This window comes from Paenibacillus terrae, from assembly GCF_005217525.1.
In the GTDB taxonomy this organism is placed as follows: Bacteria; Bacillota; Bacilli; order Paenibacillales; family Paenibacillaceae; genus Paenibacillus; species Paenibacillus terrae_C.
Genome location: NZ_PNXQ01000005.1, coordinates 103,039 through 120,061, shown reverse-complemented (window position 1 = coordinate 120,061; position 17,023 = coordinate 103,039). Strand labels below are relative to the sequence as shown.

19 protein-coding genes are annotated in these 17,023 nt (G+C 43.3%); all 19 read left to right on the top strand.

All coding sequences use genetic code 11. The features are described 5' to 3' along the window. On the top strand, positions 1–723 hold the full coding sequence (locus C1I60_RS03765; protein WP_137060550.1) for a response regulator: 723 nt from the start codon (positions 1–3) through the stop codon (positions 721–723). A 92-nt stretch (positions 724–815) separates the two neighbouring features. Beyond that, the gene (locus C1I60_RS03760; protein WP_252361601.1) at positions 816–1,253 is read left to right on the top strand and encodes a hypothetical protein; all 438 of its coding nucleotides are present in this window, start codon (positions 816–818) and stop codon (positions 1,251–1,253) included. Between the two features lie 204 nt (positions 1,254–1,457). Further along, the gene (locus C1I60_RS03755) at positions 1,458–3,635 is read left to right on the top strand and encodes a helicase-related protein (protein WP_137060548.1); all 2,178 of its coding nucleotides are present in this window, start codon (positions 1,458–1,460) and stop codon (positions 3,633–3,635) included. A 350-nt stretch (positions 3,636–3,985) separates the two neighbouring features. Then, on the top strand, positions 3,986–4,549 hold the full coding sequence (locus C1I60_RS03750) for a ComF family protein (protein WP_252361550.1): 564 nt from the start codon (positions 3,986–3,988) through the stop codon (positions 4,547–4,549). A gap of 385 nt (positions 4,550–4,934) precedes the next feature. Further along, positions 4,935–5,390 (top strand): LysM peptidoglycan-binding domain-containing protein, encoded by a 456-nt coding sequence (locus C1I60_RS03745; RefSeq protein ID WP_137060547.1) that lies wholly within the window; start codon positions 4,935–4,937, stop codon positions 5,388–5,390. A 792-nt stretch (positions 5,391–6,182) separates the two neighbouring features. Next, complete coding sequence (locus tag C1I60_RS03735) at positions 6,183–6,593, top strand: TIGR03826 family flagellar region protein (protein ID WP_137060545.1); 411 nt, start codon at positions 6,183–6,185, stop codon at positions 6,591–6,593. Positions 6,594–6,789: 196 nt separating this feature from the next. Then, positions 6,790–7,065: a flagellar biosynthesis anti-sigma factor FlgM gene (gene flgM, locus C1I60_RS03730; RefSeq protein WP_014278436.1), complete on the top strand. Its 276-nt coding sequence runs from the start codon at positions 6,790–6,792 to the stop codon at positions 7,063–7,065. A 9-nt stretch (positions 7,066–7,074) separates the two neighbouring features. Continuing rightward, a complete protein-coding gene (locus tag C1I60_RS03725; RefSeq protein ID WP_137060544.1) occupies positions 7,075–7,575 on the top strand; it encodes a flagellar protein FlgN in 501 nt (166 codons plus the stop codon). A gap of 15 nt (positions 7,576–7,590) precedes the next feature. After that, positions 7,591–9,171 (top strand): flagellar hook-associated protein FlgK, encoded by a 1,581-nt coding sequence (flgK, locus tag C1I60_RS03720; RefSeq protein ID WP_137060543.1) that lies wholly within the window; start codon positions 7,591–7,593, stop codon positions 9,169–9,171. 24 nt (positions 9,172–9,195) lie between these two features. Next, positions 9,196–10,104: a flagellar hook-associated protein FlgL gene (gene flgL / locus C1I60_RS03715; RefSeq protein ID WP_137060542.1), complete on the top strand. Its 909-nt coding sequence runs from the start codon at positions 9,196–9,198 to the stop codon at positions 10,102–10,104. Between the two features lie 82 nt (positions 10,105–10,186). Continuing rightward, on the top strand, positions 10,187–10,633 hold the full coding sequence (locus tag C1I60_RS03710) for a flagellar assembly protein FliW (RefSeq protein WP_137060541.1): 447 nt from the start codon (positions 10,187–10,189) through the stop codon (positions 10,631–10,633). Next, complete coding sequence (csrA, locus tag C1I60_RS03705; protein WP_137060540.1) at positions 10,633–10,866, top strand: carbon storage regulator CsrA; 234 nt, start codon at positions 10,633–10,635, stop codon at positions 10,864–10,866. The genes C1I60_RS03710 and csrA overlap by 1 nt, the downstream gene beginning before the upstream one ends. A gap of 400 nt (positions 10,867–11,266) precedes the next feature. Beyond that, entirely contained in the window at positions 11,267–12,037 is a 771-nt protein-coding gene (locus C1I60_RS03700; protein ID WP_053326243.1) for a flagellin N-terminal helical domain-containing protein, read from the top strand. Between the two features lie 175 nt (positions 12,038–12,212). Then, positions 12,213–12,596 carry a flagellar protein FlaG gene (locus C1I60_RS03695; RefSeq protein ID WP_137060539.1) on the top strand — a complete coding sequence of 128 codons (384 nt, stop codon included), beginning with the start codon at positions 12,213–12,215 and terminating at the stop codon, positions 12,594–12,596. A gap of 14 nt (positions 12,597–12,610) precedes the next feature. Next, positions 12,611–14,083: a flagellar filament capping protein FliD gene (gene fliD, locus C1I60_RS03690; RefSeq protein WP_137060538.1), complete on the top strand. Its 1,473-nt coding sequence runs from the start codon at positions 12,611–12,613 to the stop codon at positions 14,081–14,083. A gap of 14 nt (positions 14,084–14,097) precedes the next feature. Next, positions 14,098–14,481, top strand: coding sequence for a flagellar export chaperone FliS (gene fliS / locus C1I60_RS03685; RefSeq protein WP_053326240.1), 384 nt, complete (start codon positions 14,098–14,100; stop codon positions 14,479–14,481). A 14-nt stretch (positions 14,482–14,495) separates the two neighbouring features. Next, positions 14,496–14,825: a hypothetical protein gene (locus tag C1I60_RS03680; RefSeq protein ID WP_252361549.1), complete on the top strand. Its 330-nt coding sequence runs from the start codon at positions 14,496–14,498 to the stop codon at positions 14,823–14,825. Positions 14,826–15,023: 198 nt separating this feature from the next. After that, positions 15,024–16,760 (top strand): motility associated factor glycosyltransferase family protein, encoded by a 1,737-nt coding sequence (locus C1I60_RS03675; protein ID WP_252361548.1) that lies wholly within the window; start codon positions 15,024–15,026, stop codon positions 16,758–16,760. 29 nt (positions 16,761–16,789) lie between these two features. Continuing rightward, positions 16,790–17,023 (top strand): SDR family NAD(P)-dependent oxidoreductase (locus C1I60_RS25155; RefSeq protein WP_252361547.1); only part of this gene is annotated, 234 nt, incomplete at its 3' end.

The window sequence follows — 17,023 nt, the reverse complement described above, 5'->3', positions numbered from 1 at the left end:
ATGGAAAATCAGGAAATTGGTAACGCACCCATTAAAGTACTCTTGGCGGACGATCATCAGTTGTTCCGTGAAGGACTTAAACGTATTTTGAATATGGAGGACGACATTGAGGTCATCGGCGAATGTGGCGATGGTATCCAGGTGTTGGAGTTCTGTAATGTAGAGAAGCCGGATATCGTTCTGATGGACATTAATATGCCTATTGAAAATGGTGTCGAGGCAACGGAAAAACTGCGTGAGATGTTCCCGGATGTCAAAGTGATCATTCTGTCCATTCATGATGATGAAAGCTATGTATTTGAGACGTTGCGCAAGGGAGCTAATGGCTACCTGTTAAAAGATATGGAGGCCGAGTCTCTCATTAACGCGATTCGCTCTGTACATGAAGGGTATGCGTTTATTCATCCGAAGGTAACGGGTAAACTAATTCAGCAGCTCCGTCGGATGACGTACCTGAATGAAACCGGGGCTATGGCTGAAGGTCATACCAAGGAAGCTGGCGTGAAGTTCGTCGCAGGTGAAAATAACCCGCTGACCCGTCGTGAGGCTGAAGTGCTGCGCTTAATGGCAGAAGGCAAGAGCAACAAGATGATCGGTGAATATTTATTCATTAGTGAAAAAACGGTCAAAAACCATGTCAGCAGTATTTTGCAAAAAATGGAGGTTGATGACCGGACACAAGCGGTTATTAACTCCATCAAATACGGATGGGTTACGCTGTAAGGTGTAGTCTTTGAACCCCAGTACATAACCGTGACACCTCTTCCTGCTATACGGCATATATTGTCGCTATAGGAGGAGGTGGAACCTTCGTGATGGCTCATTTGGTTTGGATATTGCTTATATATGGTCTGGGAGCCGCAGTCGTGCATCTTATGTTTATACGGCAGGCGGTTCAAGCTTATCGCAATGATGACGATGTACGTGCGTTATCTTCGGATCAACGGCCGACCCGTTATATTGTCATTACTTCTAATGACGGAGAACGTGTGGAGTGGGTGATGCGTTCATTGAGCATACTTGCCTGGTTACGTTGGAGGCCGCTGCATGTGACGGTACTGGATGACGAATCCGTGGACGATACGTTGCCGATCCTTACACGGATGATAGGTTACAGCCATATGGATGTTTCGGTCATTTCATATCGTTTTTCACCGGGAAACCCGGTTTTACCGAGGTCAGGCGGTGAAAAGCAGATTGTTATTGACCTCAGAACAGTCAACCCGTGGGTGGATGCTCCCCTTGTTCGTTAATGACAAAGTATTGTGTACATTACGGTCAAAACCGGATATAAATGTTTACACGGAATTGCATATGCAAGATAAAATGGATTTCACTGAAATCCGAATGATGTGAAGCACACTTCAGGCTATGAGCCATGGAAGTGTGTTTTTTTTGTTTATTTGTTATATAGACAGGGAGAAAAACAAACATTTGAGGGTTGGGAGGAATGCCAAATGAAAATTACGGTATATGCAGTCAAGTATAAGGGGAAATGGGATATCCGCCTATCCGTGGATATTCGAGTAGATATGACATGGTGGCTGAAAGGGAGCGATGGACAGGAGGATGCTGTCGAAAAATGGGTGATGCTAGGGAGAGAGCTCCCATTGCCTTGGGGCGTAAAGCTGTGTGAAGTGTTCAAGGGATCAACGAACATGAAGCGATGGACAATGGAGCAATGGCGGCAATACGTTCTCGTACTGCTAAAGGACGAGCTAAATGCAGAGCCTGTTGACGCAAATCAGTATCTGAGCGGAGGAATCGATGCTATAAGCATTTGGGATGAGGTACAGGGCTGGACTTCCGACATGGAGAGTGAACGCAATTTGGAGGAACAACGGTTCCATGCAAGCAACATGATGTGTGGGAGAGAGAGCGAGGAACGAAAATCGACAGGGGTACTGTACCTTGAGCAAAGAAGGCATTCCAACAGTGAAATTGAAAAGCTGGATATGGAGTGTGTGGCACGACAAGCGGATGTGCTGGCTGATGTGCTGTCAGGACGCCAGTTGCTCGTTCCAGAAGCTGAAGCACTGCTGGCTGAGGCGGCGCCGGGTCTGGAGAACGTTTGGCGCTCAGCTGCGCAGCTCGCGTATCTGCAAGGTCGGCTCAGCTTTGCTGCTGGCCTTGCATCATATACGCGTCGGTCCGCCGCGCGTGATCTCCGCTGCAATCGTTGCGGCAGCGGGGCGATGTACCGCACGGGCTGTGCATCGTGCGGACGCAAGGCGTGCGCCTACTGCGAGACGTGTCTCGCACTGGGGCGCAGCCGTGAGTGCTCGCTGCTGCTGCGCGGTGCAGCGAAACCCGCCGTGTCGCGCACGGCGGACGCAGCCCCGGTCGCGGAGCTTGAGCGCTGGGGGCTGAGCCCTGCGCAACGCGCCGCCGCCGAAGCGGCGCTGCGCTTTTTGGCCGCACCACCCGGTGGGGTGCGGGGGCGCGCCCGCCCAGAAAGCCTTTGGCTCCGGGCGGGCGAACTGCTGCGGCGTGGCATGGCTACACGTCGGGGGCCAAGCCCTGCTGCTGCGCCGCAGGGCAATGTTCTTGCCCGCGACAGCAGCAGCGGGCATTCTTCGCCAACAACTGGCGAAGGTGTATGGCACTTGCCTGGCTTCGGCGGCAAGGCTGATGTTGAGGCAGAGCGGTTTTTACTCTGGGCCGTGACTGGCGCAGGCAAGACTGAAATGATGTTTCCACTCCTGCAACATGTGCTGGAGCTTGGAGGGACGGCGCTTGTAGCGACACCGCGTCGGGATGTGGTACTGGAATTGGCGCCCCGTTTGGCAATTGCCTTTCCCCAAGTAAGTATGGTGACGCTCTATGGAGGCAGTGATGAACGCTGGCAAAGGGGACAACTGACACTTGCGACGACTCATCAGCTTCTGCGATATCGTCAGGCCTTTGATCTGGTTGTCATTGACGAAATTGACGCGTTTCCTTATCACAATGATCCTATGCTCGCTTTTGCCGCACAGGCTGTGTGTAAGCGGGAGGGGAAGTTCATTTATTTGTCTGCTACTCCACCGCTACTATTGCAAAAAGAGGCTGCACGCGGTCTATTACCGCACGCCAAGGTTCCCGTTCGTTTTCATCGTCATCCACTGCCTGTCCCCTTCCGTTTGGAGACTACTCCTGTGAAGCATTGGCTGCAAAAAGGGCGGCTTCCTGAATCCCTGATTCAGCGCTTGTTCGTATCCATACACCGCGGCGCTCAGGTCTTCGTGTTTGTAACACGAATCTCACAAATTCAATCTCTAGTAGAATTGTTGATCAAACGTCTGCCTGATATCCCAATTGCCGGCACTTCATCCCAGGATGAAGAACGAAGCGCTAAGGTACGTTCCTTTCGGGCAACTGAAATACGTGTACTGGTCACAACCACTATTTTGGAGCGCGGTGTGACGGTTCCACGGAGTGATGTGTATGTACTGGATGCGAATAGCAGCCTTTTTGATGAAGCCTCTCTGGTACAAATGGCTGGTCGAGCAGGAAGGTCGAAGGATGACCCATGTGGCGTCGTCGTTTTCACATCTTCCCAATGGACTCGTGGCCAAAAGAGGGCGATTAGACAAATTAAGCGCATGAATGCACTAGCGCGAAAAAAGGGCTATCTACAGGAGGTAAAACATTAAATGCGCAAAATAAAAAAAAGTTTTTTTGAAAATGTGAAACCTGATGCAATGTTGACACGTAGACTACCAGGAAAGGTGGATTCTGTATGAAAATGATGCGCAGAACCCAACTTTTTTTGAACTGGCTACTTCAGCGTCAGTCGGAAACATGTATCGCTTGTGGAATTCACACTGAAAATTTTTCCGAGTTTCCCGGGATTTGTACTTTTTGTTCCTCTCAAATTCCCTGGATCCACAACATTCGATGTGTTCATTGTGGACGCCCGACATGTTGTCCTGATTGTGTAAGGCCTGACCGGGCAGCACGTTACTACGTGTGTAATCGGAGTGCGACTAGCTATACGCCTATCATGAGAGAATGGATTGGGCAGTTTAAGTATCGCGGAAATGAAAAGTATGGTCCTCTGCTCGGCGAGATGATGCATCGGGCTTATCAGGCTATGAGGCATGAGTTTACTGGTCAGGAATATTCTCGTTTCAATCAGTCTCTGCGGAGCGTGAGTTTGGTGACATGTGTTCCTGTAAGTGAGACACGACTGGCAGAGCGAGGTTTCAATCAGGCTCAGATCTTGGCAGAGGAGCTTGCCAGGCGAAATAAGCTGCCTTTTTTACCTTTACTTGCTCGTCCGCAAGATACTGGAAAACAAAGCTTCAAAACAAAAAAAGAACGCACAGACACGATGTATAATGCGTTCTCTGTTGTGCCAGGTATGACGGAGTTAATTAAGTATTTTGTTTTAAACGCTGAGTATCAACGCAAAATGGAGAATCATAAATATGTTACTGTTTTGCTTGTGGATGATATTTATACAACTGGCAGTACTTTACAAGCGTGTGCGCGTGTTTTAGGGGAAAAGGCATCTGAAGAGGGGATACATATGGCCATTTTTTGCCTGACTTTGGCTAGGTCATAAGCCTGAATTTCATGTCCCCTTTACGAGAGTTTTGGTTTGGAGCCAGGGAACAAAGTTCTTACCGTTCCGAGAAAAGCCCAAATGCTAGAGCAGAGAAGCCTTTTAAAACCGCACAATAAGCAAGATTTGACAACGAGATAGAGAGAGGTATATAATAAAAATATAGACACGCACAAAAAGTAAGGTAGTGAGGGGTGAAAATAGAATATTTCAATTTAGAGGTTGATTTATTTGGAAAATAGGAGTACAATTTCTATCTGTTGATAGCTAACATGGATTGGTAATAAATGACTAGCTAACGACAAGAGAGCGGACATTGGGAGTGTCTCGCTCAGTAGTAAAGCAGTTAATTAAAATTCAACTTAAAAAGAGGAGAGAAAAAATCATGAAAAACGTAATGAAAAAGGTAGCAGTATCTAGCATGTTGGCAGTTAGTTTAGGTGCAGTATCTCTGTTGAGTCCACTTGCTGCAGGTCAAGTATCCGCAAAGTCTAACTCAGATTACAACAAGGATCAGACAGAACTACAACTGATTATTGAACAACAAGAAGCAGCACAGAAAGCACTGGAAGCTAGACTCTTTGGAACAGAAAATGCTACGACTACAACACCGGCTCAACCAGCTACCGAGAACAATAATCAAACAACAACTACAACACCAGCTACTACAACTGTAACACCAGCTACTGTAAAAACAATCACAGTAAGTGTTCAAAATGGCGATACGCTGACTTCCATTGCTGAAAAATATGGTGTAACTGTTGAAGAACTGATTAAAATTAACAACCTGATTAAAGTAGGCCAAGAACTGCAAGTTCCGCAAGCAAACACTAATAAATAATTCATTATAAATTCATAATAAATGTTTTTTATTAAACCAAGTGTTTGACTACAGTATACGGGAAGGCATCTATTAAAACAATGCTTTTTTGAATAATTATTTGTGAAATAGTATGTTTTTTTGGCTGCAAATTTTCAATGGTGCGTCTACACGTATCTTCAGATAGATTTTTACCAGGAATGATGTTAGTCGCATTGATATAATGAATACCCACACTCCATGTGCGGAGCATTCGTATGGGCACCGTTCCCCCGGATTTATAGCAGTTATTTAGTAGTATTCGGGGCACAGGTGAACTTGAATTCTTCTGAAGATTGTTTCGCCCGGTTTTTCCCTCATTTTGATTTGCATATATACACCCATTTATATCATATACAGCTATTTTAACTATAGTGAAGCGCTATTCCCGAAATAACAGGAATGGCGCTTATTTTATTTTAATCTAAAAACCTGAGCGTTGTATGACAATAAACAGACACATGCAAGGGAGTAATCTTTTGTCCCCTTAGGTTACATGCCATTTGCATATCATTATATATATGAGGAAAGATTTGATGTTAGATTATGGCCCCGTTAGTTGGTTGGTATTTAAATGCTTAGATTTTTCGTTGCACTACCTAATCAGAGTCCGTAAGTATTTTGTACCTTTATTATGATATCGTACAAAATGTGCAATTGTGTAAAATCTATCCCTCTTTTTTTAAAATATTCGCTAGACGAGGCTCTTAGGTATAAGGTAATGTAAGGATACACCAATACAAGATCGGAAACAGGAAAGGGGCGCTGTAGAGGATGAACTTGGATAACTGTCCTCGCTGTGGAAAGCTGTTTATTATGAATGTTAGGGGAATCTGCCAAAACTGTATTAAAGAAATTGAGCTTGAATACGAGCAATGCGTCAAATATATACGTGAAAATAAGGGGATTCATATGCATGAGCTTTCGGAGGCTACCGGGATATCCGTTAAGCAAATTACAACCTTTATACGTGAGGGACGTATTTCCATTGCTAATGCCCCTAATATGACGTATCCTTGCGAGGTATGCGGGACACCGATTCGGGAAGGGCATATGTGCGATTCTTGTCGAACACGCCTGACCAAAGACCTGCATCAGGCCGTCAGCGAAAGCAGCAAGCAGGATCAGAGTAATGGTATGGGTTCAGGTACCTACAGTGCGATTGATAAACTTCGCGGAAAGTAGTACAAGGGAATTAAAAACGAATTTAGCTATTCAAAAAGGTTCAAATACCGCCGATAATCTTTATAGAGCTTATCGGTTTTTTTATTTTCAGCAAACATGCACAAAATAAAGAAGTAAGACATAATACGAACCATGTTCGACGCTATGTCGTCTGATACATTCTGACCATTTCAAATAAATAAGGAAGGTGGAAGTTATGAAAATTAACGAGACCAACCGCATCGGAGCCATTAACCCATATCAACGAAATATTGAAGCAGGACGCCAAGAGGAACAAAAGAAATCCCGTCGCAAGGACGAGGTCTCGATTTCCCCGGAAGCGATGGAAATGCTGAACCGTAGCAGTGACGCAGACCGCGTTAAAAAGATTCAGGAGCTTAAGCAGCAAGTAGCTTCTGGAACTTACCGTGTGGATGCTGACAAAATTGCAGAGAAGCTGTTGCCTTACTTCAAGCAGTCTTCCGAAAGCTAGGTGAAGGATATGCCTTTAGTGCGCCTGATTGATGTGTTGGAGGAACTCAGGGTGTCACATCAGCAATTAATTTCATTGGGAGAGCAAAAAAAAGATGCGCTGATCTCCAATCGTGTGGAACAGCTTATCGCTGTCATGAATCAGGAATCGAAGCTTTCCAGATATATTGAGCAGTTGGATGAACAGCGTATGCAGGCTGCATATGCATTTTTGCAGGAACGTGGCATTAAGTCCAGGTTGAACCTCAATATTACTGAATTATCCCGTCTCGTTTTTGATCCAGAAGACAAGCAGCGGCTCCTTCATATTCAAAAAAAATTGGCGGATACCCTTCAGGAATTGAAGAAACTAAATGAGTTGAATCAACAGCTTATACAGCAGGCGATTTCCTATATCGATTTTTCCATTGAGAGTATGTCCTATTATGCGGAATCGGAGGCGACTTACCAGCGCCCGGCTGATAAAAGTGCATCAGCTGTACGAGCGGGACTATTTGATACACGCGCCTAATTAAAGGAGGAAGACATGGTCTCAACATTTCATGGTATAGAAACAGCGAAAAGAAGCTTAAACACACAAACGGCAGCATTAAATACAACCGGACACAATATCTCAAATGCCAACACAGCCGGTTATTCCAGACAAGTGGTCAGTATGAAAGCCTCTGAATCTATGGAGGCATATGGTTTGAACCGTTCTGTTGTAAGAGGTCAGATGGGTACAGGGGTTGAATTTACCGCTATTGAGCGTGTTCGCCAGACGTTTCTGGATGACCAGTACCGTAACGAAAGTTCTTCTCAAGGTGGCTGGGATATCCGTTATGATACGCTGAACAAGCTTGAGACCATTATGAACGAGCCCTCGGATACGGGGATCCGCAAGGTCATGGATAACTTTTGGGATGCATGGTCCGATCTGAGTCAAGACCCTCAGGATGTCACGAATCGCAAAATTGTAAAAGAGACTACGCTTGCTCTGACAGATGCTATGAATCAGGCCAGCAAACAGCTGGATGCACTTAGTTCTGATTTAACTAGTAACGTTACACTAAAAACAACTGAAATGAACTCATTATTGCAGTCTGTAGCGGATTTGAACGGTAATATTTATAAGTTGGAACAAATTGGAGATAACCCGAATGATTTGCGGGATCAGCGGGATTATGCGATTGATCAGTTGTCCAAACTTGCGAATGTGCAGGTAACTCAGTTGGATAACGGCTATCAGGTAACGGTGGCCGGACAAATAGCTGTTGCGGGTACAGAGGTAACTGCTATTACAGCGGCTGGTCTTGAGGCTGCATATCAGGGGGGGACCTTAACCGGCGGAGAAGTATACGGTATGATTCTATCCCGGGATAAATATGTAGCAGATTATAAGAGTCAGATGGACCAGTTGGCTAATACGCTGGCGAATGGCAACATTGAAATTACTTTACCCGCAGGTACAGTTCTACCCGAGGGAACGGTACTGAATTCGGGTGCCAATAACACAGCAGTCACTTACTCGAATGCGAATAACAATAGAACCTTGACGGCTGATTTAAAAGTAACTGTACAAGGGATTAATGGCCTTCACCAGCTAGGATACACGCTTAGTGGCACGACACCGCAAAAAGGTGAGGCATTCTTTACCTCCAAAGATGGGGCTGCCATTACAGCAGGTAATATTACGCTGAATAAGGATATTCAAGATGATCCCAATAAAATTTCCAGCTCTTTGCGAGTAGATGGAACGGGTACGGCGAATGAGAAGGTAACCGTAGGTAACAATGCTTTGGCATTGGCTATGGCGAACCTGAAAAATGTGAAGTTTGGCTTTAATACCACTCAAGCCCAGACTACCACGGTAGATGACTTTTTCAGTTCAATCGTAGGACAATTGGGCGTCCAAACCAAGGAAGCAGAGCGCCAATCGCAAAATGCACAGCTGTTGACCGAGCAAGTGGATATGAACCGTCAGTCGGTCAGCGGGGTGTCACTGGATGAAGAAATGTCGAGCATGATTAAATTTCAGCATGCCTACAGTGCAGCCTCTCGGTTCATGACTACATTTGACCAACTGTTGGATAAGCTGATTAATGGTACAGGCCGCGTAGGTCTCTAGTATAATAAGAAGGTGGAGTAAGGTATGCCAATTCGTGTAACCTCAGGGATGACCAATATGCAACTGCTCAGTAACCTGAATCGGAATAACAGTAATATGGGCAAAATGGAGAACCAGATTTCTACAGGTCGTAAGCTGAATAAGCCTTCAGATGACCCTGTAGGAGTAACCTATGCACTACGTTACAGAGCTGAGCTAGCTTCTAATGAGCAATACAAAACCAATTCAGACGCAGCAGTTAGCTGGTTGAATTTTACTGATACTACCATGCAACAGAGCAGTGATGTAATGAAGCGTCTCAAAGAGCTGACAGTTCAGGCTTCAAGTGAAACACTTCCTCAATCCGCCTTGGATTCGATTAAGCTGGAAGTTGACCAACTAAAAGAGCAAATGATGAATATTGGTAACAGCCAGCTTCGTGGGAAGTATGTTTTCAATGGGCAAAATTATGATCAGGCACCGTATCAGCTATCAGCTACGGTCACGAGTTATGATCAGATTAATCCGGATCAAGGTGCAGTAAGTTATGCGATCGGGGATCAAGATGCATTTCGGGTAAATACGTCAGGCAGCGATTTTTTCGGGAAATCGACAGATGCAGATAATGTTTTTAAGGTCATGGATGCATTATCCACCGCATTAACCAGTGGGAATAGTACAGCAATATCAAGTCAACTTTCAAGCATTGAATCCCGTTTTACCAAAATGCAAACAAGTTTGTCTGAAGTAGGTGCACGCACGAACCGGGTTGAATTGGTACAAGCCCGTTTAGATGATCGTAATTTGAATTTGACGACACTTCAAGCCAAGACAGAGGATGCAGATGTTGCTAGTCTGATGATTCAAGCTACGTCTGCCCAAACTATCTATGAGGCTGCCTTGAAATCATCTGCCAAGATTATGCAGCCATCTTTGATGGACTTTATGAGTTGATTTTTATCTTTGACATTGTTACTTGAAGCTATGGACGAGTGGTCCGTAGCTTTTTTGTTACTATTTATAGGAGGAGTTACTAATGACCCCAAAACAGAAAATTGAAGAAGAAAACAAAGATACCAACACCGTTCTTTATGTGTTTCCAAAAGGAATACCAGGCTTTGAACAACTTCGGGAATTTCAACTACGGGAGCATAATGAATTATTTAGTCTTTTCAGTGCGGTGGAACAGCCTGCTACAATTTTCATTACTGTAAATCCATTTGATTTCTTTGATAATTATGAATTTGAGTTGTCTGATGATGCTCTTGAGGATATTGGAATTACCAGTCAAGAACAGATAGCAGTGCGATGTATCTGCACATGGAACAGTGATCAATCCAAAACAACGGTTAATTTGCTTGCACCTTTAATTTTTAACGTGGAACAGCATACAGGAAAGCAAATCGTTTTGCAGAATACAGACTATACAATTAAGCATCCATTATGGAATGGAACAGAGTTAAGCAAAGGCGGTGAGTCCTGATGCTGGTATTAACACGTAAAAAGGGCGAATCCATTGTAATTCAGAATGATATTGTTGTCACTGTCCTTTCCGTCGAAGGGGATACTGTGAAAATTGGTATTTCTGCTCCTAAGGATATTGATATCTATCGAAAAGAAGTTTTTGAGGCTATTCAGCAAAATAATCAATGTGCAGTTATGGATTCCAATGCCATTCAAAGTGCTATGTTGGATATGAAAGAGAGAAAGTCCTGATTCGCTAGTCAATCAAAGGCCGACACAAGTAAAGTGTCGGCCTTTGATTGACTAGATTTTATGCTTAATTATCTGGAACAGTAAATTGATATATCCATACACTCAACTGTTTATCGTAATATCGAAAATCTCTAATCAGGTGATTTCGGAAGTTTGATGGCTTAAGGATAGGTGTGGACAGGTCGGACTTGGATAAAGTCATCAATGTTGGTTTTAAATCGAAATAACCAGGTCGTAAACTACTAAGAAATATTTCAAAAAAAATCGAAATGCTATAAACAATTCTCATCATAGGGTCGATATATATTTTAGAGCGGTAATTCTTCAGGGCGGCCGACCTGTGAAGACGCTTATACCACAAGGACGTGGGAATTAAACCATTTCAGGGAGGAAATATAAAATGATTATCAATCACAACTTACCAGCAGTAAATACACACCGTAACATGCAATTGAACAACTCAGCAGCAAGTAAAAACATGGAAAAATTGTCTTCAGGTCTGCGTATCAACCGTGCAGCTGACGATGCTGCTGGTCTCTCCATTTCCGAAAAAATGCGCGGTCAAATCCGTGGTCTGGAACAAGCACAACGCAACGTTCAAGATGGTATCTCTTTCGCACAAACAGCTGAGGGTGCAATGAACGAAGTATCCTCCATGTTGACTCGTATGAAAGAGCTGAGCGTTCAACAACTCAATGATACTTACAGCGCTGGCGATAAATCCAACATCAAAGCAGAACTTGGTCAATTGGGCGGTCAAATTGATGCAATCCTGTCCAACACTAAATTCAACGGTATTGCGATTTCCGGTGGAAGCGTTAAAATCCAAGCTGATGATAACGCGTTCGTTCTTACTATTAAAGGTATCGATTCCACTGATATCCGTGGTCTTACTTCTGCAGTAAGTTTGTCTGCTACAACTAAAGCAATTGAAAAAGTTGCTAAGCAACGTGCGAACCTGGGTGCTATGCAAAACCGTATGGAATATACTTCCAACAACTTGGGCACAACTGTAGAAAACCTGACAGCTTCCGAATCCCGTATTCGTGATACTGACATGGCAAAAGAAATGGTTACTCTGTCCAAAAACAACATCTTGCTGCAAGCTTCCCAATCCATGCTTTCACAAGCAAACTCCGCGCCACAAGGCGTATTGTCGTTGTTGCGTTAATTTTAAACGACATAAGTTTACAAAAAAAAGATCCTGTGTATCGCAGGATCTTTTTTTGTTTTTTTATTTTATTTTTTTCATAAATATTTGCACTCATTTACCGATATATAATGTATTGGCATTTCAAATACAGAACGGTTTTATTGTGTCTAATATTATTAATGGAGGTTATTGAATGGACTCGATGATACCCCCTAGCACTGGGAGTTTGTTGCCGATTCAATCATCAACAGGAATACAACGTGAAGCCCCTTCAGATGCCGAAACAAATTATTCTGCTGTACAAGATGCTGTCCAGACAGCCAATAGAAGTGGTACCGCGCAGAAACAGCAGACACATGAGGAAGCAGTTTTGGAGCTACAGAAAGCAATTGACGCTATTCAAGGCCCGCAGAAGACGTTTGAAATATCGGTACATGAAAAGACACATGCAATCATGATCAAAGTGATGAACAAGGAAACGGGAGATTTGATTCGTGAGGTACCTCCTGAGAAAATTCTGGATATAGCAGCTATGATGATGGAAATTACTGGAATAATTATCGATAAAAAAGTATAGGGGGACATATAATTATGGTAACCAGAATAAGTGGCCTTGCCTCTGGGATGGATATTGATGCAATGGTCAAAAAGTTGATGACTGCTGAGCGTGTACCGCTCGATAAGCTGAATCAACAAAAACAACTGATGGAATGGAAACGAGAAAACTATCGCGAGTCCAGTACTAAAGTTGTTTCATTTCTACAAGATAAACTAGGTACATTAAATCGTACTGCTTCAATGAATCCGCAGAAAGTAACCGTAACGGGAAATAGTGACGCGTTGACTGCAACGGCTTCATCGTCTGCCAGTGGAGTATTGGATATCTCGGTAATAAATCTCGCTACTGCCGCAAAATCTGTCTCAGACAGCTCATGGTCAGAAAAGGCAAGCACTGAGCTTGCATTTGCCGATGGGGCAGCTCGTACGGTTCAGGTTGGTGGAGCCACCATTGATGTGGATGCCAACGAAACGATTGAATCGTTTGTCAAAAAAATTAATGAGAACAGTAAGACAGGAGTGACCGCCCTATATGATGCTAAATCCGGTTTGTCATTAACAAGTAAAACTACCGGCTCGCAAGCATTCAATATTGATTCTCAAATTAGTAGCGAGTTTAAACTATCCTCAACGAACGGAACCGATGCTGTATTAAAGGTAAATGGGTTAGACGTAACGAAGTCTTCCAATAACTTCACAATAAATGGCGTTGATATTACGCTTAAGACAGCAGGTGGCGCTGCGACAAGAATAGAGGCTACCAAAGATACCGATAAGATTGTCGAAAATATTCAAAGCTTTGTTGATGCTTATAATGATGTTCTTGCGACACTCAACAGCAAGGTTAGTGAGGATAGATATAAAAAATACGCTCCGCTTACGACGGAACAAAAAGCCGGTATGAGCGATGATGAAGTAAAGCTCTGGACAACCAAGGCCAAGAGTGGCATGCTTAGAAACGATCCGATCCTGCAGGATACATTATCTGAAATGCGTAATGCCATGATTCAAGGTGTAGATATCGGCAGAGTTGATGCAAATGGTAAGAATAAGCCATTAATGATGTCTGAGCTTGGGATCACTACAGGGACGTATGATACGAAAGGCAAGCTAATTTTGGATGCAGACAAATTGCGTGCAGCGGTTGAAAAAGACCCGGATATTATCACGAATTTTTTTGGGAAACAGGATCCAAGTACCGCGCTAACTAATAAATACACACAGCAAGATGGTGTTATTGCTAAACTTAAAAAGATTTCGAATACTTCACTGCAAAGAATGGCCGATACAGCTGGTACTTCAAAAGTTAGTAAGGATCTAACTGCTTCATTTCTTTCTACGAGCACAATGGGAGAACAATTAACGAGTCTGGACCGTCGAATTAGTGACATGACCAGCCGTCTAACGATGATTGAAACTAACTATTACAAAAAATTCACCGCCATGGAAACGGCAATAAGCAAGTATAATAATACTTCTTCTAGTCTTACAGGCATGTCGTCATAAAGGAGGTTTTACAATTGATCAATACACCCTATCAGAAATACCGGCAGACTCAAGCGCAAACTGCATCCAAGCCTAAACTGCTGATTATGCTGTACGATGGGGCTATTCGTTTCGTTCGTGCGGGGATTGAGGGGATAGAGAATAGGGATAACGAGAAAGCAAATAATAATTTGTGTAAAGCACAAGCTATTGTACACGAGTTGATATCTGCGTTGAATTTTGAGTATCCAATATCCCATGACTTATTGCGAGTGTATGAATATATGCTGCATGAGCTGATCGAGGCGAATGTTCATAAAATAGCCGCTCCGGCACAAGAGGTGCTGGAACATTTGACTGACCTACGGGAAGCTTGGTTGGAAGCCATGAAAATGCCTGGTGTAGTTGGTAGTGTGTAATGGCGGATCCTAATATGCAAGTACTCCTTGAAGAACTGCAACATAGGACAGAAGCAGTGTTATCTAACCTTATGAATTTAAGTGAGGAAGAGTTTGAACAGTTTGCAGATCAAAGGCAGCGCATTGTAGAACAGATGCAGTCCTTTCAGCCGTCGATAACGGAAAATAATAAGCAGAAAATTCGTGATATACTAAGTCACGATTCGGTAATTTTACAACGTATGCATGCACTTAAGGATGAAGCAGGTCACTGGATGGAGAAACGTGGAGCCATTCGTGTGCAGCAGCATGCATACCAGCAAGCTTATTCTGTAGACAGTTTGTTTATTGATCATCGCAAATAAAAATGCATTTTGGAGCGTACCCCATTCGATTTAAGAATGGGGTATTTTCTGTGAAAAGCTTCATTCCATTAAGAGTAAATCCGATATACTAATTAACAAATATTAATGCGAAACGGTGGTATTACCTTGTCTCAACTACAAATAAACCATACAATTCTAGAGCAGAGGTTTCCTCATGTTGCAACCCAAATCAATAGTTTGCCGAATGATGATTTATCTATACCTTTGTTTACTGAGCCCTTTGAAAGGGACACGGCTTGGCTTAATGCTGTTCAAGGAGCGATTGGAAACGGAAAGATTCTTTTTGTATATGGATTTGAAAGGGGACTCAGCATTGTTGATCTCCTCGAATTGTACCCGAATCACTGGCTGTTTGTATACGAGCCGGATGAGCGGCTTTTTCGGAAGGCTGTGACGGAGTATGACCTCAGTCTTTTGCTGGGGCATCCCAATTTGTACTGGCTATCCGTTGGTGATTCTCAGCTCGATATGATGTTTCATATGCTGAGTAGTTACATGATGGAAGATTTAGTGTTTATTGCGCTGCGTAAGTATCTAACCGATGATATGAGTATGCTACGTGAAGTAAAGGGGAAATTTGAGGAGTACCGTCAGAGCTTTATGATAGATAAACATACAGAGCATCGTTTTCGGGAAGAATGGACTCGAAATTTTCTATATCATCTATCTGATGTACTATACACTCCTTCCATTGAACGGCTTTTTCACGCTTTTGAGGGTGTGACGGTGATTGTTGTATCATCAGGCCCATCTTTACAGGAAGATATCGAATGGCTGAAAAAATTACGTCCTCACGCACTGATTATTTCAGCAGGCTCCAGCATTCAGGCATTAATAAAGCATGGAATACAGCCTCACCTTGCTGTAATAATGGATGGCCATTCAGTCAATAAGAAGATCTTTGCTTCCTCTGAAACGAGAGAGCAGCCTTTATTGTTTACTTCCTCCTCCTATTATGAAATCTCTGATCAGAACTGTGCAGGGAAAATCCATAGTATTATGAAAAGTGATGCTGTATCACAATATTTCTTTGGACTCAGTAAAGAGGAACTCTTTATATCCCCTACAGAAACGGTTGCAGGAACGGCTATTCAAACAGCGGCATATCTAGGGGCTAAACGGATCATACTTGCAGGTCAGGATTTGTCGTTCCCTGATAACAAATTCTACGCAGATGGAATTGAACATTTTGCAGCCGAAACTACAGATAAGATAGTGCAGGAAGCACCTAAAAAAGTGCTTAATGTAAAGGGGACATACAATACTACAGACGAAAGTTTCTCCCTGATGAAGAATGGACTCGAAAATCTGATTAAGGCACTTCCAAGGATTGAATTTATCAATTCAACTCGCAATGGTGCAGTGATTGAGGGAGCTCCATACGAACCGATGGAAGAGATGTATAAATTGTTAGCATCAGAATCTGTTGATCATGATGCAATTGCCGATTTGATAAACAAAATAAATATTGCTGCTGATATGAATAAGGTGCAGGATGTCAGAGATAAGCTGATAGCAACACTCGGAGATCTTTCCAATGTACGTTCTGAGATTGCAGCAATTCATAAGCTGATGAAAAAAATACGCGAATTTAGCCGGACTAAACCAGCAAAGGCTCAAAGTATGGTGGAGTCTATAGAGCAGATGTGGGGATTGATTGCCAACAGGGATTGGTTCTCACCTATATTTGAGTCCATTATGCCTATCGAAATTGCGCGTTTTGATCAGGTGCTCCCTGTGATTGTGACAGAACATCAGTTGACGCGTAAGTCTGATCTAATCTATGAGTATCTGGGTAAGCTGCTACAGGATATCACAGCACAAATCCCAATACTTGAAGAAATGTTTTCAGAATCGATTCGCCGTTTAGATAAAAAAACAGATAGCGAGCCAGTGGTCTATAAAGATATATAAATTAATCGTTTTACACTCCGGAGGTCATTATGTTTACCAACAAGATTGTACTGGTTACGGGCGGCACAGGCTCGATTGGAAGTGAAATTGTGCGTAATATTTTATCCTATAATCCCAAAGCTCTGCGGATTTTTAGCCGGGATGAGAGCAAGCAGTTTGATCTGCAGCAGGAATTAAAAGAATATACGAATGTACGTTATCTGATCGGTGATATCAGGGACAAGCAGAGGCTCAGCTATGCCATGGAGGATGTAGATTACATT